The organism is Paracoccus zhejiangensis, assembly GCF_002847445.1.
GTDB classification, from domain to species: Bacteria; Pseudomonadota; Alphaproteobacteria; order Rhodobacterales; family Rhodobacteraceae; genus Paracoccus; species Paracoccus zhejiangensis.
The window spans coordinates 2,829,016-2,853,793 of record NZ_CP025430.1; the positions used below are offsets into that span (position 1 = coordinate 2,829,016).

At 64.8% G+C, this 24,778-nt stretch carries 27 protein-coding genes and 1 pseudogene; 8 read left to right on the top strand and 20 right to left on the bottom strand.

The window, feature by feature from the left end:
- Window position 1: 1 nt before the first annotated feature.
- On the top strand, window positions 2–1,096 hold the full coding sequence (locus CX676_RS13590) for an ABC transporter ATP-binding protein (protein WP_101753105.1): 1,095 nt from the start codon (window positions 2–4) through the stop codon (window positions 1,094–1,096).
- 72 nt (window positions 1,097–1,168) lie between these two features.
- Here CX676_RS13590 and CX676_RS13595 read toward each other — a convergent pair whose 3' ends face one another.
- Window positions 1,169–2,212 (bottom strand): calcium-binding protein, encoded by a 1,044-nt coding sequence (locus CX676_RS13595; protein WP_101753106.1) that lies wholly within the window; start codon window positions 2,210–2,212, stop codon window positions 1,169–1,171.
- Between the two features lie 258 nt (window positions 2,213–2,470).
- On the opposite strand from CX676_RS13595, the gene argC reads away from it, so the two are divergent.
- Window positions 2,471–3,388, top strand: coding sequence for an N-acetyl-gamma-glutamyl-phosphate reductase (gene argC / locus CX676_RS13600; protein WP_101753107.1), 918 nt, complete (start codon window positions 2,471–2,473; stop codon window positions 3,386–3,388).
- Window positions 3,389–3,457: 69 nt separating this feature from the next.
- Here argC and CX676_RS13605 read toward each other — a convergent pair whose 3' ends face one another.
- Genes CX676_RS13605 through CX676_RS13630 form a run of 6 tightly spaced genes read right to left on the bottom strand, consistent with a single transcriptional unit; the run spans window position 3,458 to window position 8,368 of the window.
- Window positions 3,458–4,054, bottom strand: a complete 597-nt coding sequence (locus CX676_RS13605; protein ID WP_408634463.1) for a hypothetical protein — start codon at window positions 4,052–4,054, stop codon at window positions 3,458–3,460.
- On the bottom strand, window positions 4,051–4,872 hold the full coding sequence (locus tag CX676_RS13610) for an ABC transporter permease (RefSeq protein ID WP_101753109.1): 822 nt from the start codon (window positions 4,870–4,872) through the stop codon (window positions 4,051–4,053). The genes CX676_RS13605 and CX676_RS13610 overlap by 4 nt, the downstream gene beginning before the upstream one ends.
- The gene (locus CX676_RS13615; RefSeq protein ID WP_101753110.1) at window positions 4,869–5,591 is read right to left on the bottom strand and encodes an ABC transporter ATP-binding protein; all 723 of its coding nucleotides are present in this window, start codon (window positions 5,589–5,591) and stop codon (window positions 4,869–4,871) included. The genes CX676_RS13610 and CX676_RS13615 overlap by 4 nt, the downstream gene beginning before the upstream one ends.
- Window positions 5,592–5,608: 17 nt before the next feature.
- Window positions 5,609–6,181 carry a hypothetical protein gene (locus tag CX676_RS13620; protein ID WP_101753111.1) on the bottom strand — a complete coding sequence of 191 codons (573 nt, stop codon included), beginning with the start codon at window positions 6,179–6,181 and terminating at the stop codon, window positions 5,609–5,611.
- Window positions 6,182–6,209: 28 nt separating this feature from the next.
- Complete coding sequence (locus CX676_RS13625) at window positions 6,210–7,169, bottom strand: YVTN family beta-propeller repeat protein (RefSeq protein ID WP_101753112.1); 960 nt, start codon at window positions 7,167–7,169, stop codon at window positions 6,210–6,212.
- Between the two features lie 8 nt (window positions 7,170–7,177).
- Window positions 7,178–8,368, bottom strand: coding sequence for an ABC transporter substrate-binding protein (locus CX676_RS13630; protein WP_101753113.1), 1,191 nt, complete (start codon window positions 8,366–8,368; stop codon window positions 7,178–7,180).
- Window positions 8,369–8,547: 179 nt separating this feature from the next.
- Here CX676_RS13630 and CX676_RS13635 point away from each other — a divergent pair, with 179 nt between their 5' ends.
- Together CX676_RS13635 and CX676_RS13640 are read left to right on the top strand one after the other, a co-directional pair.
- Window positions 8,548–9,102: an SRPBCC family protein gene (locus tag CX676_RS13635; protein WP_101754336.1), complete on the top strand. Its 555-nt coding sequence runs from the start codon at window positions 8,548–8,550 to the stop codon at window positions 9,100–9,102.
- Window positions 9,099–10,034 (top strand): YncE family protein, encoded by a 936-nt coding sequence (locus CX676_RS13640; RefSeq protein ID WP_101753114.1) that lies wholly within the window; start codon window positions 9,099–9,101, stop codon window positions 10,032–10,034. The genes CX676_RS13635 and CX676_RS13640 overlap by 4 nt, the downstream gene beginning before the upstream one ends.
- Here CX676_RS13640 and CX676_RS13645 read toward each other — a convergent pair.
- The 13 genes and pseudogenes from CX676_RS13645 to hrcA all read right to left on the bottom strand — a co-directional run bounded on the left by CX676_RS13645 (window position 10,009) and on the right by hrcA (window position 21,837).
- On the bottom strand, window positions 10,009–10,545 hold the full coding sequence (locus CX676_RS13645; protein ID WP_101754337.1) for a rhodanese-like domain-containing protein: 537 nt from the start codon (window positions 10,543–10,545) through the stop codon (window positions 10,009–10,011). The genes CX676_RS13640 and CX676_RS13645 overlap by 26 nt on opposite strands.
- Entirely contained in the window at window positions 10,545–11,357 is an 813-nt protein-coding gene (locus tag CX676_RS13650) for a quinoprotein dehydrogenase-associated putative ABC transporter substrate-binding protein (protein WP_101753115.1), read from the bottom strand. Before CX676_RS13650 ends, CX676_RS13645 begins: the two co-directional genes overlap by 1 nt.
- Window positions 11,357–12,004: a c-type cytochrome, methanol metabolism-related gene (locus CX676_RS13655; RefSeq protein ID WP_232816457.1), complete on the bottom strand. Its 648-nt coding sequence runs from the start codon at window positions 12,002–12,004 to the stop codon at window positions 11,357–11,359. Before CX676_RS13655 ends, CX676_RS13650 begins: the two co-directional genes overlap by 1 nt.
- Before the next feature lie 277 nt (window positions 12,005–12,281).
- Window positions 12,282–14,078 (bottom strand): annotated as a pseudogene (locus CX676_RS13660) (methanol/ethanol family PQQ-dependent dehydrogenase); the annotation flags it as partial.
- A 167-nt stretch (window positions 14,079–14,245) separates the two neighbouring features.
- On the bottom strand, window positions 14,246–15,088 hold the full coding sequence (fghA, locus tag CX676_RS13665) for an S-formylglutathione hydrolase (protein ID WP_101753116.1): 843 nt from the start codon (window positions 15,086–15,088) through the stop codon (window positions 14,246–14,248).
- Window positions 15,089–15,263: 175 nt separating this feature from the next.
- Complete coding sequence (locus tag CX676_RS13670; protein ID WP_101753117.1) at window positions 15,264–15,896, bottom strand: ATP-dependent Clp protease proteolytic subunit; 633 nt, start codon at window positions 15,894–15,896, stop codon at window positions 15,264–15,266.
- Window positions 15,897–15,973: 77 nt separating this feature from the next.
- Entirely contained in the window at window positions 15,974–17,101 is a 1,128-nt protein-coding gene (locus CX676_RS13675; RefSeq protein WP_101753118.1) for an S-(hydroxymethyl)glutathione dehydrogenase/class III alcohol dehydrogenase, read from the bottom strand.
- A gap of 81 nt (window positions 17,102–17,182) precedes the next feature.
- Window positions 17,183–17,767, bottom strand: coding sequence for an S-(hydroxymethyl)glutathione synthase (gene gfa / locus CX676_RS13680; protein WP_101753119.1), 585 nt, complete (start codon window positions 17,765–17,767; stop codon window positions 17,183–17,185).
- A gap of 93 nt (window positions 17,768–17,860) precedes the next feature.
- Entirely contained in the window at window positions 17,861–18,631 is a 771-nt protein-coding gene (locus CX676_RS13685; RefSeq protein ID WP_101753120.1) for an amino acid ABC transporter ATP-binding protein, read from the bottom strand.
- Window positions 18,628–19,302: an amino acid ABC transporter permease gene (locus CX676_RS13690; RefSeq protein WP_101753121.1), complete on the bottom strand. Its 675-nt coding sequence runs from the start codon at window positions 19,300–19,302 to the stop codon at window positions 18,628–18,630. The genes CX676_RS13685 and CX676_RS13690 overlap by 4 nt, the downstream gene beginning before the upstream one ends.
- Window positions 19,302–20,075, bottom strand: a complete 774-nt coding sequence (locus CX676_RS13695) for an amino acid ABC transporter substrate-binding protein (protein ID WP_101753122.1) — start codon at window positions 20,073–20,075, stop codon at window positions 19,302–19,304. The genes CX676_RS13690 and CX676_RS13695 overlap by 1 nt, the downstream gene beginning before the upstream one ends.
- A gap of 171 nt (window positions 20,076–20,246) precedes the next feature.
- Window positions 20,247–20,777: a nucleotide exchange factor GrpE gene (locus tag CX676_RS13700; protein ID WP_101753123.1), complete on the bottom strand. Its 531-nt coding sequence runs from the start codon at window positions 20,775–20,777 to the stop codon at window positions 20,247–20,249.
- A gap of 4 nt (window positions 20,778–20,781) precedes the next feature.
- The gene (hrcA, locus tag CX676_RS13705; RefSeq protein WP_101753124.1) at window positions 20,782–21,837 is read right to left on the bottom strand and encodes a heat-inducible transcriptional repressor HrcA; all 1,056 of its coding nucleotides are present in this window, start codon (window positions 21,835–21,837) and stop codon (window positions 20,782–20,784) included.
- A 75-nt stretch (window positions 21,838–21,912) separates the two neighbouring features.
- Here hrcA and rph point away from each other — a divergent pair, with 75 nt between their 5' ends.
- From rph to CX676_RS13725, 4 genes are read left to right on the top strand one after another with little or no spacing between them, the layout of a single operon-like run.
- The gene (gene rph / locus CX676_RS13710) at window positions 21,913–22,626 is read left to right on the top strand and encodes a ribonuclease PH (RefSeq protein WP_101753125.1); all 714 of its coding nucleotides are present in this window, start codon (window positions 21,913–21,915) and stop codon (window positions 22,624–22,626) included.
- Window positions 22,623–23,231 (top strand): RdgB/HAM1 family non-canonical purine NTP pyrophosphatase, encoded by a 609-nt coding sequence (gene rdgB / locus CX676_RS13715; RefSeq protein ID WP_101753126.1) that lies wholly within the window; start codon window positions 22,623–22,625, stop codon window positions 23,229–23,231. Before rph ends, rdgB begins: the two co-directional genes overlap by 4 nt.
- Window positions 23,224–24,423 (top strand): radical SAM family heme chaperone HemW, encoded by a 1,200-nt coding sequence (gene hemW / locus CX676_RS13720; protein WP_232816458.1) that lies wholly within the window; start codon window positions 23,224–23,226, stop codon window positions 24,421–24,423. The genes rdgB and hemW overlap by 8 nt, the downstream gene beginning before the upstream one ends.
- A gap of 1 nt (window position 24,424) precedes the next feature.
- Window positions 24,425–24,778, top strand: a complete 354-nt coding sequence (locus CX676_RS13725) for a YbaN family protein (protein WP_101753127.1) — start codon at window positions 24,425–24,427, stop codon at window positions 24,776–24,778.

Below are 24,778 nucleotides of genomic sequence, written 5' to 3' on the forward strand. Positions count from 1 at the left end.
CATGGCTGATCTGAATTTGAAGGATGTCGCCAAATCCTATGGCGACGTGCATGTCCTTCGGAACATCAATCTGGACATCAAGTCCGGCGAGTTCATCGTCTTCGTCGGCCCGTCCGGCTGCGGCAAGTCAACGCTGCTGAGGATGATCGCCGGGCTGGAGCAGATCACCGGCGGCACGCTGAAGATCGATGGCGGGGTGATGAACGACATCCCACCCAGCCAGCGCGGCATCGCCATGGTGTTCCAGTCCTATGCGCTTTACCCGCATATGACCGTGCGGGACAACATGGCCTTCGCGCTGAAGATCGCCGGCAAGTCCAAGGCCGAGATCCAGGAAGCAACCGACCGCGCCGGCAAGATGCTGCAGCTGACCCCCTATCTGGACCGTCTGCCCAAGGCCCTGTCCGGCGGCCAGCGCCAGCGCGTCGCCATCGGCCGCTCGATCGTGCGCGACCCCAAGGTCTATCTCTTCGACGAGCCATTGTCGAACCTCGATGCCGCCCTGCGCGTCGCCACGCGGATCGAGATCGCCCAGCTGAAGGCCTCGATGCCCGACCGGACGATGATCTACGTGACCCATGACCAGACCGAGGCCATGACCCTTGCCGACCGCATCGTGGTGCTGGCCGGTGGCGGCATCGCCCAGGTCGGCGCCCCGCTGGAGCTCTATGAGCGGCCGATGACCGAATTCGTCGCCCAGTTCATCGGCAGCCCGGCGATGAACCTGCTGCCCGGCAAGGTGGTCCAGACCGGCCAGGTCACCACCGTCCAGCTGGATGGCGGCGGCATCGCCCATGCGGCCATCCCAACCCAGCCCGGCGACGAGGGAATGCGCGTCAACGTGGGTGTGCGCCCCGAGGACATGGTCGAAACCGACGGCGATGTTCTGTTCGAGGGCCAGGTCGATCTCAGCGAGGCCCTGGGCGAGGTGACGCTGCATTACTTCGGCACCAATCAGCCCGACGGCAAGGCCCCGGTCGTCGCCAAGCTGCCCGGCATCCATCGCGACATGGGCGGCAAGACCGTACGCCTGACCGCCGCGCCCGAGAAGCTGCACCTGTTCCATGATGGCCGGTCGCTGCTCTATCGTCACTGATTCCGGCCCAGACGGCAGAAGGCCCGCCGGCTTGCAGCCGGCGGGCCTTCTTGTAGGCGCTGAAAAGCGGGATCAGGTAAAGATGAAGTCTGAGCTGTCGAGGTCCGCGGAATGCAACGAGCGGTCGGTATCTCGCAGCTCGAAGCTGAGGGACGAATCGGCAAGCGCCACCCGGACGCGACCAGCACCCAGATCGGTGAGGGTCAGATCGTCCATGCTGTCGGCACCCCACTGGCTGATATCCAGCTGGTCAATCCCGTCCTCGTAGTCGCGGACCAGATCACTGCGCGTGTCGAAGCTGACGAAGACGAACTTGTCCGCCCCGGCACCGCCCCACATCTGGTCATAGCCGTCGCCGCCGTTCAGTACATCAGCGCCGTTATCGCCATAGAGCGTGTCGGACCCGATATTACCGAACAGGCGATCATCCCCGCCGCCGCCATGAATTTCGTCAGCGTTGCCAAGCCCGGCCAGATTGTTGTCCTGCTGATCGCCGACCAGCGTGTCCTGGGCATTCGTCCCGCGGATATTCTGGAAATCAAAGAAATGCTGGGTTACGCCCCTTACGGTGAAGGTGCCATTGCCAAGGGCGTCGTCATCCATGATGACCACGGCTCCACCATCTCTGGTCTGGGCCCCACGGACGAGATCGCCCAGATTCAGCCAGTTCGTGCCGCCATTGCCGAAATGCAGCGCATATTCGTTCACTGTCACCGACACATTATCGAAGCCGGTCGAGTATTCATGCAGCGGGGTGCCAGCATAGATAAAATCAGTGGCGTCCACCGTGATTTGACCGACATCATACATAGGACTGACATCGACGTAGTGACTGCCATCCGCAGTGGAGATTTTGATCTTGGTCGCATCAATCTCAGTGATGACGAGCTGGTCAAAACTGGTCACGCCCCAGCCGCTCAGATCAATGAGGTCGCTACCGTCCTGAAAGTCACGAAACAACTTCAGGTCGCCGTCATTTCCGGGCGTGTAGATATCTTTCCCCGGCCCGCCATGGACGACGTCGAACCCGTCATAACTGTAGATCCAGTCCGAAGCGTCAGTTCCGTAGATGGCCTCGTAACTGATGGTGTTGTTGGTACCGTCGATTCTGTTCATGCGTTAACCTCCACGCGTTAAAACTGTCACTGCATCGCCAGGATCAGGCGGATCAGGGGGAACGATTAAGGCCCCGTTTCGACTGATGAATCGACTTCGATACTAAGGTTCGTTAAACTGCTCTCGACAGTGGTCCTTTTGGACAGGTGCGAATCGCGCGGCTGCGGTCGGATATCGATCTGCGGGGCGATTTTTCATGTCCATTGTGCGGCCCCGATCATCGGCCTATAGATCGGGCATTCAGAAGGAGGATGGGGCATGGCCTATCAGGTGTTCATCGACGGCGAAGCAGGCACGACGGGTCTTCAGATCCGCGATCGTCTGGCGAATCGCGATGATATCCAACTGGTCCAGGTCGATCCCGCCCGCCGCAAGGAGCCCGAGGCCCGGCGCGAGGCCTTTGCCGCCGCCGATGTGGCGATCCTGTGCCTGCCCGACGATGCCGCCCGCGAGGCGGTGGCGCTGGCCGAGGGGCTGGATGTGCGGTTCATTGACGCATCCACGGCGCATCGTGTGGCCGATGGCTGGGTCTACGGCTTTGCCGAGGTCGCAGCCGGCGCCCGCGAGGCCATTGCCGCGGCCAAGAATGTCAGCAATCCGGGCTGCTATTCCACCGGTGCCATCGCCATCATCGCGCCGCTGGTTGCTGCCGGGCTGGTGGCGAAGGACGAGGCTTTGTCGATCATCGGCGTCAGCGGCTATACCGGCGGGGGCAAGGCGATGATTGCCGATTTCGACGCTGGCGAGGCGCCAGCGCATTTCATTTATGCGCTGGACCAGCATCACAAGCACCTGCCCGAGATCATCGCCCGCACCGGGCTGACCACGCGACCGGTGTTTTCACCGGCAGTCGGGAATTTCGCCCAGGGCATGGCGATCCAGCTGCCGCTGCAACTGGGCGGCGGGCGCAGCCTTGCGACTCTGCATCAGGCGCTGGCCGATCACTATGCGGGCGCACAATTCGTCCGCGTGGTGACGGCGGAAGAGGCGGGACCCCGCATCGTGCCGACCAAGCTCAATGACACCAACATGCTGGAAATCTCGGTCCATGGTGACGACGCCAATGGCTGCGCCAATGTCATCGCGGTGCTGGACAATCTGGGCAAGGGTGCCTCGGGCGCGGCGGTGCAGAACCTGAACATCATGCTGGGCGTGGACGAGGGCGCGGGGCTGTAAGCCGCACCCTCAGCGGGGGCGCTGCCCCCGCCGCCCCCGGGATATTTCTGCCAAGATGAAAACGGGACGTCAGTCCAGATGCGCGGCGATGGCGCGGGCCAGCGCGAAGGCGCGCTGTTCAAGGATCACCGGGCTTTCGCAGACATAGGTCAGGGATTGCTGGCGGTCGGTGAAGATGCGCTGATCCCAGTCCAGAGCCTCTTCCTCGGCATCGATGGCGTCGAAATCGGGCTCCGTGGCGGCCTCGAGCTCGGCCATCTTGGCCCGGCGATCCTCGATCATCTTCGCCAGATCGACCTGTTTCTGGCCATAGCGGGCGATGCCTTCGATCATCGCGCTGCGTTCGGGTTCGATCTTGGCCAGGATCGCCTGCATCAGCGCGGTCAGCCTCGCATTATCGGCTTCAGCGGCAAAATCGGCGATCAGCGGCTCGGCCTCTTCGATCGGCAGGCGGCGCTGTTCCAGTCGGGCGGCCAGCGCCGCGATTTCGGGGTCGCGGGACAGGGTGGTCGTCGCCTCGTCGGGCTGCGGCCCCGTCCACATCTGGCCGATGGACAGATGCGGCTGCTTGCGCTGGATGCAGGGCCATGTGGGATCGGTGCCCGAGGCGGCGAAGGCCGCAGGCGCGGCCCCCAGCATCAGGATCATGGCAATCACGCGCGTCATGTGGCCCCCTTCCTGCGCCCCCAGGCGCCCTTGGCCGGATCATACATGAAGACCGCCGCGCCAAAGAACCCCGCCAAACAGCCTAGGACCACGGTCAGAGACAGCCAGTTCACCTGCAGATAGAGGGCAAAGCGGATCAGCTCGACCGCATGGGTGAAGGGGTTGAGAGCGCAGATGTCGTGCAACAGGACCGAGCTTTCGCGCATTCGCCACAGCGGATAGAGCGCCGAGGAGGCGAAGAACATCGGAAAGATGACGAAGTTCATTACCCCGGCGAAGTTCTCGAGCTGGCGGATGGCCGAGCTGAGAAACAGCCCCATCGCCCCCAGCATCATCCCCGACAGGACTAGCGCCGGCAGCACCGCGACATAGCCCCAGACCGGCGGGCGGATGTCCCAGAACCAGGCGATGGCGAGGAAGGTATAGACCTGGATGATCGAGACGATCACCCCGGCGACCAGTTTCGACCCCAGAAGGAACCAGCGCGGAAACGGGCTGACGAGCAGCGTCCGCATCGCCCCGGTCTCGCGGTCATAGACCATCGAGAGCGAGGATTGCATGCCGTTGAACAGCTGGATCATGGCGCAGAGGCCGGGGGTCACGTAGACCTCGTAGAGCACATAGGTCTGGTAGGGCGGCGTGATCGACATGCCCAGCACGGCCCGGAATCCGGCAGCGAAGATGAAAAGCCAGACCAAGGGCCGGACCAGCGCCGCGAGGAAGCGGCCGCGCTGGTTCACGAAGCGCAACGTCTCGCGCCGGGCGATGCCAAGGAAGGCCGTGGCCCAGGCCCGGGGCGGAAAGGCGATATCACTCATGCCGCCACGCCCGTCAGGTCGAGGAAGGATTGCGTCAGGCCCCGTTCGCCCGAGACATCCCCGGCCCTGCCGTTTTCCAGCACCTGCCCCTTGTGCAGGATGACCAGCCCGTCATCGGGCTGGATCTCGTCAAGGATATGCGTGGCCCAGAGCGCCGAAACACCGCGCTCGGCGATCAACCGACGGGTCAAGGCCAGCACCTCGGCGCGGGACTTCACGTCAAGACCCACGGTCGCCTCGTCCAGAAGCAGCAGATCGGGGCGGTGGATCAGGGCGCGGGCGATCTCGGCCCGGCGCTGCTGACCGCCGGACAGGGCGTTGACCCGGTCCCCGGCGCGCTCGGCCAGATCGACCTGCCTCAGCACATCACCGATGCGGCCGCGGGCCTCGGCGCGCGGAATGCCGTGCAGGCTGGCGTGATACATCAGGTTCTGCGCCACGGTCAGATCGGCATCGAGCGCGCGGCTTTGAAACACCACCCCCAGCCGCGCCAGGGCCTGCGCCGGCTGGCGGCGCAGGTCATAGCCGGCGACAGCGATGCTGCCCGAGGTATTGTTGTAAAGCCGGGTGATCAGCGAGAAAAGCGTGGTCTTGCCCGCCCCGTTCACCCCCAGAAGCGCGGTGAACCCGCCCCTCGGCACGCTCAGCGATACGTTGCGCAGGGCTTCGACCGGGCCGAAGCTGTGGCTGACATCGCTGATCTGAAGGGCCGGGGTCATGGCGCGACTATAGCGCGCTACTGGATATTGAACACCGCCTGTTGCGTCTCGCCGGTCGAGCCGGGGATCGACAGGGTATAGCGGCCCGGCACAATGGCGATGAAGCTGATCCTTGCGCTGCCGGCATCGTCAAATTCGATGCTGTGCACCCCCATCGGACGGATCTCGATATCGTTGATCACGACCTCGTTGATCCAGACGGCGCGGAAGAAATCGCCGCCCGACAGCGCCAGTTCCTGCGTGCCGTCGGCATTGATGTGGATGGTGTAGTAGCCACCCGACTTGATGGTGTATTCACCCGAGGCGACCGGCTGCCCGGCGCTCAGCGTCAACGGCGCCAGAAGCGCGCGGTTATCGCGGGCCATGATGCCCGAGAAACCGAAGTCGTATTTCCCCGCCGCCTGCAGCACGCCCTCGCCCTCGGCAGCGGCCTCTTCTTCTTCGCCCTCCTCTTCCTCGGCTTCAGCCTCCGTCCCTTCGACGGGTTGAGCCTCGGCTTCGGTGGTTGCTTCAGGGGCGGTGGCTTCCTGCGCGGCCACGGGCAGGGCCAAGGCGGTGGAGAGGAACAGCAGGCTCAGCAATCGGGTCACGGGGTTCTCCTTCAGAATGAATACGGATCTAGTTCGGTGCGACGACCACGCCCCAGGGCTGCTGGCCAACCGGAATGGATTTGATCACCTCGCGCGCGGCCACGTCTATGACCGAAACGTCGTTGGAATTGCCGTTGGTGGTGAACAGGTATTTCTGGTCCGGCGAGAAGCCCAGCTGCCAGACGCGCTGGCCGACCAGAAGGTAATCAATCACCTCGTCGGTCTCGCCATCGATCACCGCCACCCGGTTCGCCGGGCCAAGCGCCACGAAAACGGTCTTGCCGTCCGCCGTCACCCGCGCGCCCACGGGCTGGATCGCCTCGGGCAGGACGCCGGGAATGTCAAACCCGATCTTGGTGGTGATCTGCTGTGTCGCCGGGTCGATTACGCTGACCGTGCCGCCGATCTCGCTGGTGACGTAAAGCTTGGTCCCGGCATCGTTATACTGGGCAAAGCGGGGGCGGCTGTCGACCAGCACATTGGCGACGATCTCGAAGCTTTCGGTATCGATGAAATGCGCCATGTTTGTGGTTTCCGAGGTGTTGATGACGAACTTGCCATCCGGGCTGACGCCCATGCCCTCGGGTTCCACCCCCACCGGGATCTCGGCCAGCACCTTGTGGGTCTGGGTGTCGACCACGGTGACCAGGTTGTCATCCTCGTTGGCGATATAGAGCGGATTGCCCGAGGGGTGCAGAACGAACAGCTCGGGATCGGGACCCGATGGCAGGGTATGGGTCTCTTCCATCGTCTCGGGATTGAAGACCCGCACCAGGTCGTCGTCGCTGGCGCAGACATACAGTTCCTTGCCATCGGGGCTGATGGTGATGCCACGCGGGCGGTTGCCGGCGGGATAGCTGCCGATCACCTCCATCGTCTCGCTGTCGATGACGGTCACGTCATTGCCCTTTTCATTGGTCACGAAGACGCGGTTGGCCAGCGCCGGGCTGGCGGCAAGGCAGAGGGTAAGGACAAGGGCGTGTTTCATGGCAAACCTCAGAACGAGCATTCGGTTTCGGGGCGGTCGATCCCCAGCGTATCCAGCGCGCTGGTCTGGTGCAGGAACTGGTCCTGCGGGCTGACGCTGGCCATCAACAGGCCGGTGGTCAGCAGGATCGGCTGGCGCAGCTGGTGATCCCAGTCGCGGACGGTCAGTTTCTGGCCCTTGAATCCGGCCACGTCGAAATCGGGCGACAGGATGAACTCTTTCAGCACCGCCGGATCGGCGGATTGCTGGCGCGTCGCCGCCTCGCCGATGATCCTCAGCGCCAGCCAGGCCTGGTAATCGGCCTCGCGCATCTGCCGGCCGGCCAGTTTCTCGAAGCGGTTCTGGAACTGGGTCGCGCCCCAGGCTTCCATCGCCGGATGCCAGCTGCGCGGCACCAGCCCGGCCGAGCCCGCCACCGGGCGTGGGTCCCAGGTCTGGTAGGGCAGGTAGGCGGCGAAGATGTCGGCCTCGTCGGCGGCGATCACTGCGTCATGTTCCGGTGCGCGCTGGGTAAAGACCGGCATCTGCTTTTGCACCTGAACATGGCCGGAATCGGTGCGCCTAGCGCCGCCGGTATCCTCATAGACCCGTTCCTCGACGATCTTGGCGCCGAATTTCGTCGCGGCGCGCTGGAAGGCCTGCGCCAGATCCTCGTCCTGCGGGTGGCTGCCCTTGATCAGGAACCAGTTCTGCCACTGTTTCCACACCAGGAACTGCGCCAGACCATCGGCGATCATGGCGTGGCTCGGCGCGACATGGACGGTGTTGAAGCGGCAATCGGCGCCGCGCAGGTTGTCGCCCCGCGCCAGCGCATTCAGGATCAACGCCCGGTCGCCCGCCTGATCGGCCAGCGCCAGCGTCGTCGGGTCATCAGCCAGCACCACGACGAACTGGATGCCCTCACCGATCAGCTTGTCCAGTTCCGCCGCCGCCGTCTCGGGCGTGGCGGCCACTTCGACGGCCTCGAAATCCTGCCCCATGAAGCGACCGGTGGTGTCATTATCCTCTATCGCCAGCCGCGCCCCGGCAAAGCCCAGATCCTCGGTCGGCAATTCCAGCCGGGAAATCGGCGGCAAGCCGGGATTGTCCACCCGCAACACCGCCGAGCGGATCAGAACCGGTTCTGCTGCCTGCTGGGCCACAGCAGGCAGCGCGAACCCGGCCAACCCCGCCAAAAGTATGATGATTCTCTGAAACATCAGGCCCCTCCCCGAACTATGGTGTCTGGCACAGGGGGCTTGTGACAAGCCTGCAATCGTTCCCGGGCTGCTCGGGAATGTTTGGCTCATCCCTTTGTCGGATGGACGCGCCAAGACGCTGCGCGCATCCTGCGGCGCAGGACATTCGCCCGAAGTGAGTGGGAGGAACAATCACGATGATGGCAAGAATTGCGGCGCTGGCCGCGGGAATCGTCTTCGCGGCGGCAACGGTGGCGGGCGCGCATGGCCCGTCTCGGCTGAAAACCGAATTGTCGGTGGTACTCGATGCCACGCCCGACGAGGTCTGGGCAGCCATCGGCAATTTTGGCGACATGAGCTGGCATCCGGCCGTCGCCTCGACCGAGATGGTGCCCGAGGGCGCGCCGGCGGATGTCCCGGATGAATCGACCCGGGTGCTGCATCTGAAGGCCGACAGCGGCGATCCGACCATCACCGAGCAGCTGATGGCGGTGAATCCCGAAAAGCGCAGCTACAAGTACATGATCACCGAGGTCGCGGTCGAGGTTCTGCCGGTAACCAACTATTCCTCGACGCTGCAGGTCAACGACAAGGACGGCAAGGCCGAGGTGGTCTGGAAGGGCGGCTTCTATCGCGGCTTCCCGAATAACGATCCGCCTGCCGGCCAGACCGATGACGATGCGACCGCGGCGGTGACCAGCGTTTATCAGGCCGGGCTGGATGCCCTGGCCGAGAAGTTCGGCAAGGTCGAATGATCCGGGCGGCGCTGGCCGCCCTTGCGCTAGCCGCCCCGGCCGCACTGGCCGGGGATCTGGCCTTCGTAACCTCGCAGAACGGCAACGCGGTCAGCGTGATCGACCTGACCCGGCGCGAGGTGATCGCAACAACGACCATCGAGGGCGCGCCTGCGCCGGTCGCCTATGACCCCGCCACCGCCCGGGCCTTCGTCATCTCGGCCGATACCGGGCGGCTGACCGTGCTGGACGAATCCGGTGCCATCACCGGTACGCTGGATCTCGGCGAGGGTGCCTTTGGCATCGCCACCGGGCCGCAGGGCGCGGTCTATGTCGCCGACTGGTATGGCGGGCGGCTGATGCGCCTCGGGGTGGATCTCGAGACGCTGTGGCAGGCCGAAACCGGGGCCGCGCCCGCCGGTATCGCCGTCAGCCCGGATGGCGCGCTGGTGGCGACGGCGGATCGCGATGCCGATGCGGTCAGCATTTTCGAGGCCGCCAGCGGCAAGCGGCTGCATCAGGTCAAGACCGCCGGACCGCATCCCTTTGGAATCACCTGGCATGGAGGGCGTATCTGGACCGCCGACGTGCAGGGCGACAGCCTGTCGATGATCGACCCGGTGGCCGGCAAGCTGACGGGCAGCCTGCCGACCGGCAGCCATCCCTATGCCGTTGCCTTTGCCGGCGGGCGGGGCTTTGTCACCGATCAGTATGGCTCGACGGTCACCGTCTTCGATCCCGAGGCGCTGACCGTCATCGACACGGTTGCCACCGGCGACTATCCCGAGGGCATCGCCCCCCTGCCCGATGGCAGCGGCGTGGCGGTGGCGAACTGGGACAGCGATACCTTGCAGATCATCGATGCGACGACGCTGCAGGTGACCGCCGAGATCGATCTGCCCGCCGGTCCCCGCGCCTTCGGCAGCTTCACGGGTCGGCAGGTTCAGCCTTGACCAGATCGGCGCCCAGCGCCGCCTGCCATCCATCGGTGCCCTCGGGGAACCAGCGCACGCCGGTATAGCCCCAGGACAGCGCGCGCTTGGCGGCGTTCCAGCTCATCCAGCAATCGGCGCGGCAGAAGATGACCACGGGCGCGGTCTTGTCGCCGCCCGTCGCCCGCTCCAACCCGACCTCAAGCCGCGCCTTCTCGGCATCGGACTGGCGTTCATAGCCGGTATCCCACAGCCACAACGCGCCCGGGATGGTGTCATGGCGCGGCTCGCGCCAGATCGTGCCCTCGGGCAGACCCTCGGGTTTGCGGGTTCGGGGATAGACATCGATGAAAGCCACGCCCTGATCGTGCAGTGCGATGGCCATATCGGCATCGATGGTCTCGGCGCCCTTCAACCGGTCGGGAACCTTGGCGTTATAGGGCTCGCCCCGGTAAATCTCGAACCCCGATGTTTGCGCAAGGGCCGGTTGAGCCAGCGCCGCCACCAGACCAAGGATGGCAGCGCGCAGGATCAATTCAGCAGTTCCTTGCCGTAGTCATCGACCAGCGGCACGCCGGCCTCGGCCAGGATGGCGTTGATCTGGTCCTGATTGCGCCGGATCAGGCTGTTCAGCTCGCGCTTCCATTCCTGTTCCGGCAGGCGCACGCCCATGGTGATGCGGTAGAACATCCTCGGGCTGGCGGTTTCCTTCAAGAGCGGGGTGAACTGCAGCTCGGGATCGGCCTTGACCTGCGGTCCGGCCAGCGGACCCCACAGCACAGCCGCGTCCAGCGTGCCGTCCTTGACCCCTCGGATCATATCGCCCACCGGGTCCTCGACCCGCCGGTCCACGGTCAGGTCACCACCGCGCAGGTCCTTGGCCAGCCCCGCCCGCGCCATGATCGTCGCCGGCGGCGTGCCGGCAATGACGCCAAGCTCGTGATCCTTCAGCGCCGGGTCGGCCAGATGGTCGACCGAGGCCAGGTCGCCATCCTTGCGGGTCACGATGCCATAGATCGAGGTGTAGTAATGGTTGGTGTTCTGCACCAGCTCGTCGCCCTGAGCATAGCCCATGACCACGTCGCATTCCCCCGCCTGCAGCGTCTTGCGGATGAAGCCGGTACCCGACGGGAACCAGGTATAGGTCACCGGCAGGTTCAGCAGCTGACCGAAAAACTCGGCCAGCTTGTTCTCGAATCCCGATCCATCCTCGGCGGACATCGGCTTCATCGCCGGATCGGCGCAGACCCGGAACGCGGTGGTCGAGCGCAGGTCAGCGACCTGCGCCGCCGCCGGGCTGGCGACGGCACAGATGAGGGTCAGGGCAAGGACTGCGCCGCGCATCAGCCGTTCATACAGGAATCTTCCTGCGCCGTGAATTCCGGGGACTTGTCGGCCTTCTTGGCAGGACGGCCACGCGCGATCGAGTCGGTGCCGCGGACCAGCAGGTAGACATAGATGTCGTCGATATAGCACCAGACGTTCTTGTTGGTGGCAAAGGCCGGCATCACCTGGTTCGCAGCGGCGTTCACCTCTTTCTTGCCCGAGGCAACGATCTCCTGGAAGTCGTAATAGTCCATCTTCAGCACCGAATCCTTCAGCGCCGGTGCATAGGTCGAGCCTTCTCCATCGGGACCGTGGCAGACATGGCATTCCGCGTGATAGCGGCGATAGCCCGAGAAGACCGCGTAATCGACCACGTCATCGTCGATCTTGAAGGTCGGGATGCCCTCGGCGTTGTACCAGCGGCCGTTCTCCATGTAGTCGGCGGTGATGTCCATGCCATTGGGCAGGATGTGATTGCCTTCGGCCGTCACCTCGGCACCCGGTTCGGTTTCCGTGGGCGGCGGCACCGCGTCTGCGGCGGCAGCCTCTGCCTCGGGGGCAGCCTCGGCGGGCGTGGTCTCTGTCGTGCCACTGGTCTGGGCGAGCGCCGGGCCGGCCATGACCAGCCCAAGCGCCATGAGGGCGAGCGGACCTGTAATCTGCATGTGGGGTTTCCTCCTCAAACCGTTCACATCCTTTCAGCGAAAAGCCACCCCAAGCATAACCTCGGGGTGGCTCTTGTAGAGATCAATCTTGGTCTGACGGACCAAAGTCTTAGTTGCTGGCCGGCGCCTCGCCCTCTGCCGGGGCTTCGCCTTCGGCCGGAGCCTCGGCGGCAGCATCCGCTGCGGGCTCTGCCGCAGCATCAGCCGCAGCAGCTTCTGCAGCCGCAGGCTCGGCAGCGGGTTCTGCCGCTGCCGCATCGGCGGCAGGCGCGTCGCCCGGCAGTTCGAACACGGTCAGCTGGCCACCCAGTTCGGTATAGTCGCTGAGCGCGGCATAGCCGCCCACGGCGCCCAGACCGTCATTCGGGTTGGTCAGACCAGCCGCCAGACCGATCCCGGCCCAGCCACCGACACCGGACAGGATGCCGATATACTGCTTGCCGCCCGAGGTGTAGGTCATGACGTTGCCGATGATGCCCGAGGGGGTCTTGAACTTGTAAAGCTCCTCACCCGTGCTGGCATCAACCGCCTTCAAGTAACCTTCCAGCGTGCCGTAGAAGACCACGTCACCAGCGGTTGCCAGCGCACCCGACCAGACCGAGAACTGCTCCGGCAGCGACCACTTGATCTCGCCCGCAACGTTGTCCCAGGCGATGAAGTTGCCCATGCCGCCATGGCTGTCCGGAGCCGGATACATGGCCAGCGTGGCGCCCACATAGGGCTGACCGGCCGTGTAGGCGACGCGGAAGGGTTCATAGTCCATGCAGACGTGGTTGGTCGGCACGTAGAACAGGTTGGTCTTGGGCGAGAAGGCTGCCGGCTGCTGGTCCTTGGAGCCAAGGGCCGCCGGGCAGATGCCGGTCGAGTTAGTGTCCTCGCCATTCTGCTCGGTCGAGTATTCGGCCACCACGGCCGGACGGCCATAGTTCTCGGAAGCCGGGTCCATGTCGACGCCGCTGGTCCAGTTGACCGCCGGGTCATACTTGTTGGCCACAAGCAACTCGCCGCTCTCGCGGTCCAGCGTATAGCCGAGGCCGTTCCTGTCGAAATGGGTCAGCAGCTTGCGCGGGGTGCCGTTGAAGTCCTGGTCGGTCAGAATCATCTCGTTCACACCGTCGAAGTCCCATTCGTCATGGGGCGTCATCTGGTAGAACCACTTGGCCATGCCGGTATCGACATCGCGTGCCATGATGGTCATCGACCACTTGTTGTCGCCCGGGCGCTGTGCCGGGTTCCAGGTCGAGGGGTTGCCGGTCCCGTAATACATCAGGTTCAGCTCGGGATCATAGGAGAACCAGCCCCAGGTGGTGCCGCCGCCGATCTTCCACTGGTCGCCTTCCCAGCTGTTGATCGAGCTGTCGGCGCCGATCGGCTTGCCCAGAACCATGGTGTTTTCCGGGTCGACCAGCATCTCGGCATCCGGCCCGGTGGAATAGGCTTTCCACGCTTCCGAACCGTCGGCGAGGTTATAGGCTGTCACCCGGCCACGCACGCCGTATTCGCCACCCGAGACACCGACGATGACCTTGTCCTTCACCGGCAGCACGGTCGCGGTGTTGGTTTCACCGATCGCCGGATCACCGGTCTTGACCGACCACTTCACCTCGCCGGATGCGGCATCCAGCGCCACCAGCGTGGTGTCGGCCTGGTGCAGCAGGATCATGCCATCGGCATAGGCAAGACCGCGGTTGACCGTGTCGCAGCACATGACCGCGATAACCTCGGGGTCCTGCTGCGGCTTGTAGGTCCACAGGATCTTGCCGTCATTCGCCAGGTCCAGCGCGAAGACATTGTTGGGGAAGGGCGAATGCACATACATGACATCGCCGATGACCAGCGGGCCGCCTTCATGACCGCGCAGCACGCCGGTCGAGAAGGTCCAGGCGACGCGCAGGTCGCCGACGTTGTCCTTGTTGATCTGGTCAAGTTCGGAATAGCGGGTATTGGCGTAGTCCCCGGTCTGGATGGCCCATTGTTCGGGCTTGCCGGTCTCGGTAAGGACGCTCTCGTTCGCGAAGAGTGCCGTGCCAGAAAGAAGCACGGCCGCGGCGGCGCCCGTCAGCAGATATTTCATAGATTTTCCTCCACCATCGGATCAGTCGTCCGCAACCCTCCTCCGAGGCAGCGGCTGTCCATGGGTCAGTCTTGGACGGGGGGGCTCATGCGTCAATCCACCACACCGGCAATTCCCCATAAAGTATGGGTCAGTTTGGCAGGCATATCGGGAATATCCGGCAAACCCTATCGGGCCAGCCGTTCCGCGTGCCACAGCACGTGATCGCCCATGAAGGTCTGGACGAAAAAGTAGCTGTGGTCATAGCCTTCCTGCATCCGGAACTGTCCGGGCTGGCGACGCTCGGCCATGGCAAGGGCCAGCGCCTCGGGCTTCAGGAGGTCCAGGAACTGGTCCCTGCTGCCCTGATCGATCAGCACCTCGCCGGGATAGCCGCGCTTCCGCATCAGCAGCGTCGAGTCATGCGCCGCCCAGGCCGTCTTGTCGGGACCGAGATAGGCGCCCAGTTGCTTCCTGCCCCAGTCGGATTCCGAGGGATGGGCGATCGGCGCGAAGGCCGAGACCGACTTGTAGCGTTCGGGGAAGGTCATGGCGATGGTCAGCGCGCCGTGCCCGCCCATGGAATGGCCGGTGATCCCCTGCGCCTCGCGGTCCAAGGCGAAATTGCCGAAGACCAGTTCCGGCAGCTCGTGGGTGATGTAATGCCACATCTGGAAATGCGGCTTCCACGGTTCTTGCGTGGCATCGACATAGAAGCCCGCGCCCTGCCCCAGGTCATAGGCGTCGTCATTCGCCACCCCCTCGCCGCGCGGCGAGGTATCGGGGAAGATGATCGCCATGCCGGTCCGGGCGCACCATTCCTGCGCCCCGGCCTTGGTCATGGCGTTCTCATGCGTGCAGGTCAGGCCCGAAAGGTACCACAGCACCGGCACCCGCTCGTGCTCGGCCTCTTCGGGCAGGTAGAGGCCGAAGGTCATCTTGGTGCCCGTGGCCTGGGACTGGTGGGAATAGACGCCCTGCACCCCGCCGAAGCTGCGGTTCTCGGACACGGTTTCATAGCTGATGGTCATGGCGTTTCCCCCTGGTCAGTTTGCCACCCTGGCCGGCAGGTGCGGGCCATGGTCCGGCTGAGATGACGCGCGAGGCGCAGGGCCTGCAAGGGAAAAACCGGCCTTCTGCGCCAAAGGGAGGGCATTGGCCGGATTGCGACGGGGCGGGGCATCGGCGACGCCCCGCCCGACTGCGTCAATCCAGTTCGGTCACGCTGCGGATGATCTTGCCGACCAGACCGTAATCGACGGCCTCCTGCGTGTTCAGCCAGAAGTCCCGGTTGGTGTCCTTCTCGATCCGCTCGACCGTCTGGCCGGTGGCGTCGGCCATGATCTGGTTCAGACGCTCGCGCATCAGCCGGATCTGCTCGGCCTGGATCATCATGTCCGAGGTGGTGCCGCCGATGCCGCCCGAGGGCTGGTGCAGCAGGAAGCGGGTGTTGGGCAGGCAGAAGCGGTTCTGCCGCTGCGCGCCGACAAAGATCAGCGCCCCAGCCGACGCCACCCAGCCCGAGCCGATGGTGCGCACCACGGGGCGGATGAACTTGATCACGTCATGGATCATGTCGCCCGATTCCACATGCCCGCCGGGCGAGGAAATCAGCATGTTGATCGGCTTGTCGCTTTCTTCCGCAAGGGCCAGAAGATGCGCCACGGTGCGCTGCGCCAGCTTGTCATTGATCTCGCCCGCCACGATCACCGTGCGGGACTTGAAGTAGAGCTTGCCCATGTTGTCGCCTTCGGGCAGGCCCAGACCCTCGCTTTTCTCGTCGCGGCGGTCGTCACCCTCGTCTTCGTCTTCGTCGTCCAGCCAAATGTGCCGCGTCATCCTGCTCTCCTTCACATCTCAAGGCGACGGCGGGACCAGTGGCCCCGCCGTATATCTACCTAAGCAGCGATGAAGGATCAGTAAAGGACGACCGAGCGGATCGATTCACCTGCATGCATCAGATCGAAGCCCTTGTTGATCTCGTCCAGCGTCAGCAGGTGGGTGATCATCGGGTCGATCTCGATCTTGCCGTCCATGTACCAGTCGACGATCTTCGGCACATCGGTCCGCCCGCGCGCGCCACCGAAGGCCGTGCCCTTCCAGACCCGGCCGGTGACCAGCTGGAACGGACGGGTGCTGATCTCGGCCCCGGCCGGCGCCACGCCGATGATGATCGACTGGCCCCAGCCGCGATGGGTGCATTCCAGCGCATCGCGCATGACCTTGACGTTGCCGGTGCAGTCAAAGCTGTAATCCGCCCCGCCGATCTGGTCGAAGGGAGTCTTGGTCAGGTTCACGATCTCCTGCACCACGTTGTCGACCTTGGTGGGGTTGATGAAATGGGTCATGCCGAAGCGCTCCGCCATTTCCTTGCGCCCGTCATTCAGGTCGACGCCGATGATCATGTCGGCGCCGGCCAGCCTAAGTCCCTGCAGCACGTTCAACCCGATGCCGCCGAGGCCGAAGACCACGGCCTTGGCGCCGATCTCGACCTTGGCGGTGTTGATGACCGCGCCAATGCCGGTGGTGACGCCGCAGCCGATATAGCAGATCTTGTCGAAGGGCGCGTCCTCGCGGACCTTGGCCAGCGCGATCTCGGGCAGCACGGTGTAGTTCGAGAAGGTCGAGCAGCCCATGTAGTGGTAGATCGGCCGCCCATCGAGAAAGCTGAACCGCGTGGTGCCATCGGGCATCAGCCCCTGCCCCTGCGTGGCGCGGATCGCCGTGCAAAGGTTCGTCTTGCCCGACAGGCAGGACGCGCATTGCCGGCATTCGGGGGTGTAAAGCGGGATGACATGGTCGCCCGGCTTGACCGTGGTGACGCCCGGCCCGACCTCGACCACCACGCCCGCACCCTCGTGACCGAGGATCGAGGGGAAAAGGCCCTCGGGATCAGCACCCGAGAGGGTGAATTCATCGGTGTGGCAGATGCCGGTGGCCTTGATCTCGACCATGACCTCACCGGACTTCGGCCCTTCGAGATTGATCTCCATCACCTCAAGAGGTTTGCCGGCTTCAACGGCGACGGCGGCGCGGGTTCTCATGTCTAGCAACTCCTTCGGGTGTGTTCATGGCCGAGGGGGCCGTTTTCCGCGGCCCCCAGGGGATAGTTCTGCCCAGATCGGTCAGGCCGGCAAGGCCCCAGAGCGTTTGGCGATATGGGTGGCGATGGCGTCCATCAAGGGCGGCGACAGCGCGTCATAGGGTTCCAGCCCCAATTCACGCAGGCGGGCCCGGATGCCATCCATCCGCGAGGGATCGACACCCGATTCGATGACCGAGCTGACGAAGGCGGCGAATTCCGGCGCCGACCAGCCATCCTCGGAGGACAGTTCGGTATGGACGAAATCGAGACCATAGAACGGATGGTCCTTGTTCTCGATCCGGCCATACATGTGGACGCCGCAATCCTTGCAGCGATGCCGCTGGATCGGCGCGTCCTTGTTGACGATCTCCAGCTTCTCGGCGCCCTGCACCACCTCGATCGCGTCACGGCCGACGACCGCCACCTGGCTGAACACCGCCCCGTCGGGCTTCCAGCACTTCGTGCAGCCGCAGACATGGTTATGCGCGGTCTGTGCCCCGACCCGGACCTTGACCGGATTGCTGGCGCAGTGGCAGGTCAGTTCCCCGCCACCGAAATTCGGATTGCCACTCTTGACGCCGTGATCGACGGCTGGGTGAATGGTGACCCCATCAGTGCTAGCCATGGCCCGTTTCCTCCCTAGGCTTCATGGGAAGTCAGCCTGATGCCGGAACGGGGTCTCACACAAGTCAGAGAAAGGTTGTAGCGCGACCGGGACTTATCCCTCGGCACTGCCGTTTCCGGCGGTCACGCGGCGCAGGAACGCCCGTGTGCGCTCGTCCTCGGGCGCATCGAAGATCTGCGCCGGAGGGCCTTGCTCGACGATCCGACCGCCCTCCATGAAAACCACCCGGTCGGCGATCTCGCGGGCGAATTGCATCTCGTGCGTGACGATCAGCATGGTCTGGCGACCATCGGCGATCTGCCGGATCAGGTCCAGCACCTCGCCCACCCATTCCGGGTCGAGCGCACTGGTCGGCTCGTCGAAGAGCAGAAGATCGCCGTCGAGCGCCATCGCTCGGCCAATGCCGATTCGCTGCTGCTGGCCGCCCGACAGCGCCGCGGGATAGCTGTCAGCCTTGTCGGTCAGACCGATGCTGGCCAGCACCTCGTCAGCGCGGGCATCGGCCTTGGCGCGGGACCAGCCGCGCACGGTGACCAGCCCCTCGGTGATGTTCTGGCGGGCGGTCTTGTTGGCGAAAAGCGCGTAATTCTGGAACACGAAGCCGGTGCGGCGGCGCAGTGCCAGGATCTCGGTGCGCGTGGCGCTGGCGGCGTCGACCGACAGATCGCCAATGGTGATGCGGGCGGCATCGGGGCGGTCTAGGAAGTTCAGGCAGCGCAGCAGCGTCGACTTGCCGGTGCCCGACGGCCCGATGATCGCCACGCGCTCGCCCGGCGTCAGGTTCAGGTTGATGTCGTTCAGCACGGTATTCGTGCCGAAGCGCTTGGTCAGCCCGGCGATGCTGATGTGGCAATCGGTGGTCATCGGGCAAAGGCCTTCTGCATGTTGCGTTCCAGCGCGCGCTGCACAAAGGACAGCGCCTCGACCAGAAGCCAATAGATCACCGCCACGACAAGGAAGGCCTCGAGATAGAGAAAGCTGCCGGCGGCCTCTTTCTGCGCGGCGCCCATCATCTCGGTCACGCCGAGGGTGAAGGCCAGCGAGGTGCTTTTGATGATGTCGATGTAGTAATTCATCAGCGTCGGTGCGGCGATGCGGGCGGCCTGCGGCAGGATGATCCGGCGCAGCATCTGGGCGCGGGTCATGCCGATCGACTCGGCGGCCTCCCATTGGCTGCGGTCGACGCCAAGGATCGCGGCGCGGATCGATTCGGCCATATAGGCCGCGAAATGCAGCGTCAGTCCGATGATCGCGGCGGTGACGCCGTCGATCTTGGAGAGCGTCGGCAGAAGCTGCGGCAGGCCGTAATAGAACAGGAACAGCTGGACGAGCAGCGGGGTGCCGCGGAAGAAGCTGATGAAAACGGCGACGAATTGGTCGATCACCGGCAGCTTCAGCACCCGGACAATGGCCAGCAACGCCCCCAGAGCCAAGGCAAGAACCATGGCGACGGAAGCCATCGCCATGGTCTTGGGGACATAGCCCAGGATGACCGGCACAAGGCCGGCCATGTAATCGAGGTCGAGACCGCGCATCAGTTGGCGGGGGCGGCCTCACCGGCCGGCCGGGTCACATCGGCATCCAGCCATTTCTGCGAGATCTCGGCCAGCTTGCCGTTCTCCTTCAGCGTGGTGATGGCGGCATCGACCTTGTCGCGCATGGCGATCCCGGCCTCGTCATTGCGGAAGGGCAGCGCGTTGCGGATCTCGCTGAAGGGCTGACCGGCCTGCTCCAGCGGCGCCGGGCTTTTGGCGATGACCTGTGCGGTGGACACCCGGTCCATCACGAAGGCATCGACGCGGCCAAGGGCAACGTCCTGCTCGATGTTCGACTCGTAGGTGCGGATGTCGATATCGGCGGCATTGGGCAGACCGCGCAGCAGTTCCTCGAAGTTCGAGCCGAGGTTCACCGCGACCGATTTCCCCGACAGATCGTCGGTGCTGTTGATCCCGACCTCGTTGCCCTCGCGCACGACAACCTGCGCACCGTCATAGACATAGGGCTGGGTGAAGACGAATTTCGCCTCGCGTTCGGGGGTGATGGTCAGCTGGTTGGCAATGGTGTCGATGCGGTTCGATTCCAGCGCGCCGACCTGACCCGAGAAGGACATGGTGACGAATTCGATCTCGTCGCCGGTGACTTCGCCAATGGCGTTCATGAAGTCGACTTCGAAGCCCTGCAGCTTGTCCTGCTCGGTGAAGGTGAAGGGGAAATAGCCGCCCGACATGCCGACCCGGATGGTCTCGGCGCTCACGGGGGCAAGGCTGGCAGCGGTCAGGGCCAGCGCGGCAAACAGCGGTTTCAGCATCGGAAACTCCTTAATTTTCAGCAGACAGATGTGACGACTGTCTGCCGCTCGCAAGGGGAGATGCCGGGAAGTTAAACAGAAAGGATCAGCATTTGCCAAGCAACCGCGTCAGCCGGAACGCCGTTCGCTGACCGAGCGGTCAGGTGGAACGGCGTTCGGCTGATTGCAGGCCTAGCTTGCCGGGGTCGAGCTCACGCCGACCTTGGCCGGGCGCAGCAGGCGGTCATGCAGCTTGAAGCCGTTATCCATGACCTGAATGATGTCGCCGGCGCGGGTGCCGGGCACCGGGGCCTCGAACATGGCCTCGTGGTTCTGCGGGTCGAACCGCTCGCCGATCTCGGGCGCCAGGATGGTGATGCCGTGCTTCTTGAACACGTTCGCCAGTTCGCGCAGGGTCAGTTCGACCCCTTCGATCAGCCCGGGCGCGGCGGCGCGCTGTTCGTCGCCGGCGGTGTCCAGCGCGCGGGTCAGCGCGTCATGGACCGGCAGAAGGTCGCGGGCAAGGCGGGTGCCGCCATATTGCTCGGCATCGCGGCGCTCCTTGTCGGCGCGCTTGCGGGCGTTCTCGGCATCGGCCAGCGCCCGCATGAACTTGTCGCGCATCTCGTCGCGTTCGACCGTCAGACGCTCGATCTCGTCCACCGGGTCGGCCAGCGGGTCTTCAATCGGTTCTTCACTGGCAAATTCGTTCTGATCGGTCATCGCATCATCCTTTTCGGCCAGACAGGACCCGGCCGACCAATTGAGCCGTGTAGTCGACGATCGGAACGATGCGGCCGTAATTCAGCCGCGTCGGCCCGATGACACCAACGGCACCCACAATCTTTCGGTCGGCATTCATATAGGGCGAAACCACCAGAGAGGAACCCGAAAGAGAGAAAAGTTTGTTCTCGGAGCCGATAAAAATGCGCACCCCCTCGCCCTGCTCGGCCAGTTCCAGGAACTGGGCAATGTCGCGCTTGCGCTCGAGGTCGTCGAAAAGCTCGCGCACCCGGTCGATATCGGCTTCCTGGCTGTCCAGCAGGTTGGCCCGCCCGCGCACGATCAGCCGGGGGTCATTGTCCGCCGTGTCCCACAGCGCGAGCCCGGATTCCACCAGCTGCGCCGCCAGCCCGTCGAGCTGCTGCCGGCGGGCGGTGATCTCGGCCGCGATATGGCCGCGCAGCTCGGACAGCGTCCGGCCCTCGGCGATCGCGTTGAGGAAATTCGCCGCCTCGCGCATCGACGAGGGCGTCTGGCCAAGCGGCGGGGTGAAGACCCGGTTCTCGACATGACCGTCGGCGAAGACCAGCACCACCAGCGCCCGGTCGGGGCCAAGCGTGACGAAGTCGATATGGCGCACCGGCGCCTCGTGCTTTGGCATCAGCACCAGCGAGGCGCCATGGGTGATGCTGCTGAGCGCCGTGCTGACCCGGTCCAGAAGCGTGCCGGTATCGGGATTGTCATTGCCGATGGTCTGCTCGATCCGGGCACGGTCGACGGGATCTACGGCATCGACCTCCATCATGCCATCGACGAACAGCCGCAGGCCAAGCTGCGTCGGCAAGCGCCCGGCCGAGACATGCGGGCTGTCGAGCAGCCCCAGATATTCCAGGTCCTGCATGACGTTGCGGATCGTGGCCGCGCTGACCCGTTCGGACATGTCGCGCGTGAGCGTGCGCGAACCCACCGGCTCGCCGGTCTGCAGATAGGATTCCACGACGCGGCGAAACACCTCGCGCGAGCGTTCATTGAGTTCGGAAAGCTGTGTCTGCTGGCTCAACCGGGCCTCTCGCGGGTTGCGTCATGACGGGGCGGGCCTGTATGGGGCAGGAAACACTGGAAAGGATGACCGCCCATGCGCCCCTCTGGCAGGAATTTAAGCGAATTGCGCCCGATTACAATCGAGACCGGCATCATGGGCCATGCCGAGGGCTCGTGCCTGATCAAGATGGGCGGGACGCATGTGCTGTGTGCCGCCAGTATCGAGGAAAGCCCGCCGCGCTGGCTGAAGGGCAGCGGCAAGGGCTGGGTCACGGCGGAATACGGCATGCTGCCGCGCGCCACCAATACCCGCAACCGCCGCGAGGCCGCCGTGGGCAAACAGGGTGGCCGCACGGTCGAGATTCAGCGGCTGATCGGGCGCAGCCTGCGCGCGGGTGTCGACCTCAGGGCGCTGAACGAGCGGCAGATCACCGTCGATTGCGACGTGATCCAGGCCGATGGCGGCACCCGCTGCGCCTCGATCACCGGCGGCTGGGTGGCGTTGCGCATCGCCGTCAACAAGATGCTGAAGGCCGGGGTGCTGACCAGCGATCCGATCATCGACCACGTGGCGGCGATCTCCTGCGGTATCTATGCCGGGCAGCTGGTGGCCGATCTCGACTATGCCGAGGATAGCGAGGCCGGGACCGACGGCAATTTCGTCATGACCGGCGCCGGTCGGCTGATCGAGGTGCAGATGTCGGCCGAGGGCGCGACCTTCTCGCGCGACGAGATGGGTGGCTTGCTGGATCTGGCCGAGGCCGGCGTTGCGGGGTTGGTCGCCGCGCAGAAAGCGGCTGTGGCATGAGGCCTTTCGAGGGCAAGGCCCTGCTGGTCGCCACGCATAACGCCGGCAAGCTGGCCGAGATGCGGGCACTGCTGGCACCCTTGGGGATCACCGTCACCGGCGCCGCCGAGGCGGGACTGGGCGAGCCGGTCGAGACCGAGGACAATTTCCTCGGCAATGCCCGGATCAAGGCCCGGGCGGCGATGGAGGCCACCGGCCTGCCGGTCCTCGCCGATGACAGCGGCATCAGCATCGATGCGCTGGACGGCGCGCCGGGCGTCTATACCGCCGATTGGGCCGAGACCGGCCAAGGCCGCGACTTCGGCATGGCGATGGAACGCGCATGGCGCGAGTTGGAGGCGGTGAACGCCCCCCTGCCCCGGAGCGCGCAGTTCCGCTGCACGCTGGTGCTGATGTGGCCCGATGGCCATGACGAGGTCTTCGAGGGCGTCCTGCCCGGTCAGGTCGTCTGGCCGCCGCGCGGGGCCGAGGGCCATGGCTATGACCCGATCTTCATGCCGGACGGGCATCAGATCACCTTGGGCGAGATGACGGTGGAGCAGAAGAACTCGCTGAGCCACCGGGCGCGGGCCGTGGCGAAGATGATGGAGGGCAGTTTTGCCTGAGACCGGCTTGGTTGAGGCCGCAGCGGCGGGCGAGGATTGGCGTCAGGGCGGGTTCGGGCTTTATGTCCACTGGCCCTTCTGCGCCGCCAAATGCCCCTATTGCGACTTCAACAGCCATGTCGCCGGCCAGATCGACCAGCGGCGCTGGGCCGATGCGCTGTCGGCCGAGATCGCCCGGCTGGGGCAAGAGGTTCAGGGACCGGCGCGGCAGCTGGACAGCATCTTCTTTGGTGGCGGCACGCCCTCGCTGATGCTGCCCGAGACGGTGGATGCGGTGATCCGCGCCGCCCGCGCCGCCTGGGGCTTTGCCAATGACATCGAGATCACGCTGGAGGCCAATCCCACCAGCGTCGAGCAGGGCCGGTTTCGCGGCTTTGCCGATGCCGGGGTGAACCGGCTGTCCATGGGGGTGCAATCGCTGCGCGACGCCGATCTGCGGCGGTTGGGGCGGCTGCATTCGGTGGCCGAGGCCCGAGCCGCCTTCGACATTGCGCGGAACTGTTTTGGCCGTGTGAGCTTTGATCTGATCTATGCGCGGCAGGATCAGGGAATTGAGGACTGGCGCGCCGAACTGAACGAGGCGCTGAGCATGGCAGTCGACCACCTGTCGCTGTACCAACTGACGATCGAGCCGGGCACCGCCTTTGGCGCGAGACATGCGGCTGGCGGGCTGAAGGGCCTGCCGGATGATGATGTATCTGCAGATATGTATCTGGAAACGCAGGATATTTGTGATGCTGCCGGCCTGCCCTGCTATGAAATTTCCAACCATGCCCGGCCCGGCTCGGAAAGCCGGCACAACCTGATCTACTGGCGTCAGGGCGATTGGGCCGCCGTCGGCCCCGGAGCGCATGGTCGGCTGACGCTGCCCGGCGGACGGGTGGCAACCGAGGCGCATCGCCAGCCGGGCGCCTGGCTGGCGGCGGTCGAGGAGCGTGGTTCGGGCGAGAGCGAACGCAGCGTCTTGAGCTTCGAAGATCAGGCGACGGAATATCTGCTGATGTCGATGCGGCTTGCCGAGGGGCTGTCGGCGGCACGTTATGAGCAACTGGCCGGGCGCCCACTGGACGCGGCGGCACTGGAGCGGCTGCAGGACTGGGGCATGGTCACGGTTCGGGATGGCCGGGTGATGGCCACCCAAGCCGGGCGGCCGGTGCTGAACGCCATCCTGCGCGAACTGGCGGTGGACTGAGATGAAGATGCTATGGCTTGGCATCGGCTGGTTCAGCACGGGCCTTGGCGTCATCGGCCTCGCCCTGCCCGTGGTCCCGACCGTGCCCTTCCTGCTGGTCGCGGCCTGGGCCTTCTCGCGATCCTCGCCGCGGCTGCGGGAGAAGATCCGCAATCACCCTAAATACGGCCCCGCTGTACGTGCCTGGCAGGAGCGCGGCGCGGTCTCGCGGCTAGCGAAGCTCTGGGCCGTTACCGCGATGAGCTTCGGCGTTGGCCTGTCCTGGTGGCTGGGGATCGATCCGCGGCTGGTGCTGGCGCAAGCCGTCATCTGCACCAGCATCGCCGCCTATGTAGTCACCCGGCCCTCGGTCTAG

Bases quoted from the DNA above. Each gene is read 5' to 3' on its own strand.
- rdgB (WP_101753126.1), top strand. From the start codon at position 22,623: ATGAGGCCTTTCGAGGGCAAGGCCCTGCTGGTCGCCACGCATAACGCC.
- gfa (WP_101753119.1), bottom strand. From the start codon at position 17,767: ATGGCTAGCACTGATGGGGTCACCATTCACCCAGCCGTCGATCACGGC.
- CX676_RS13610 (WP_101753109.1), bottom strand. From the start codon at position 4,872: ATGAGTGATATCGCCTTTCCGCCCCGGGCCTGGGCCACGGCCTTCCTT.
- CX676_RS13655 (WP_232816457.1), bottom strand. From the start codon at position 12,004: ATGCAGATTACAGGTCCGCTCGCCCTCATGGCGCTTGGGCTGGTCATG.
- CX676_RS13700 (WP_101753123.1), bottom strand. From the start codon at position 20,777: ATGACCGATCAGAACGAATTTGCCAGTGAAGAACCGATTGAAGACCCG.
- CX676_RS13685 (WP_101753120.1), bottom strand. From the start codon at position 18,631: ATGACCACCGATTGCCACATCAGCATCGCCGGGCTGACCAAGCGCTTC.
- CX676_RS13595 (WP_101753106.1), bottom strand. From the start codon at position 2,212: ATGAACAGAATCGACGGTACCAACAACACCATCAGTTACGAGGCCATC.
- fghA (WP_101753116.1), bottom strand. From the start codon at position 15,088: ATGACCATCAGCTATGAAACCGTGTCCGAGAACCGCAGCTTCGGCGGG.
- CX676_RS13590 (WP_101753105.1), top strand. From the start codon at position 2: ATGGCTGATCTGAATTTGAAGGATGTCGCCAAATCCTATGGCGACGTG.
- CX676_RS13605 (WP_408634463.1), bottom strand. From the start codon at position 4,054: ATGACGCGCGTGATTGCCATGATCCTGATGCTGGGGGCCGCGCCTGCG.
- CX676_RS13630 (WP_101753113.1), bottom strand. From the start codon at position 8,368: ATGTTTCAGAGAATCATCATACTTTTGGCGGGGTTGGCCGGGTTCGCG.
- CX676_RS13625 (WP_101753112.1), bottom strand. From the start codon at position 7,169: ATGAAACACGCCCTTGTCCTTACCCTCTGCCTTGCCGCCAGCCCGGCG.
- CX676_RS13725 (WP_101753127.1), top strand. From the start codon at position 24,425: ATGAAGATGCTATGGCTTGGCATCGGCTGGTTCAGCACGGGCCTTGGC.
- argC (WP_101753107.1), top strand. From the start codon at position 2,471: ATGGCCTATCAGGTGTTCATCGACGGCGAAGCAGGCACGACGGGTCTT.
- CX676_RS13615 (WP_101753110.1), bottom strand. From the start codon at position 5,591: ATGACCCCGGCCCTTCAGATCAGCGATGTCAGCCACAGCTTCGGCCCG.
- CX676_RS13670 (WP_101753117.1), bottom strand. From the start codon at position 15,896: ATGACGCGGCACATTTGGCTGGACGACGAAGACGAAGACGAGGGTGAC.
- CX676_RS13675 (WP_101753118.1), bottom strand. From the start codon at position 17,101: ATGAGAACCCGCGCCGCCGTCGCCGTTGAAGCCGGCAAACCTCTTGAG.
- CX676_RS13635 (WP_101754336.1), top strand. From the start codon at position 8,548: ATGGCAAGAATTGCGGCGCTGGCCGCGGGAATCGTCTTCGCGGCGGCA.
- rph (WP_101753125.1), top strand. From the start codon at position 21,913: ATGCGCCCCTCTGGCAGGAATTTAAGCGAATTGCGCCCGATTACAATC.
- CX676_RS13640 (WP_101753114.1), top strand. From the start codon at position 9,099: ATGATCCGGGCGGCGCTGGCCGCCCTTGCGCTAGCCGCCCCGGCCGCA.
- CX676_RS13690 (WP_101753121.1), bottom strand. From the start codon at position 19,302: ATGCGCGGTCTCGACCTCGATTACATGGCCGGCCTTGTGCCGGTCATC.
- CX676_RS13650 (WP_101753115.1), bottom strand. From the start codon at position 11,357: ATGCGCGGCGCAGTCCTTGCCCTGACCCTCATCTGTGCCGTCGCCAGC.
- CX676_RS13695 (WP_101753122.1), bottom strand. From the start codon at position 20,075: ATGCTGAAACCGCTGTTTGCCGCGCTGGCCCTGACCGCTGCCAGCCTT.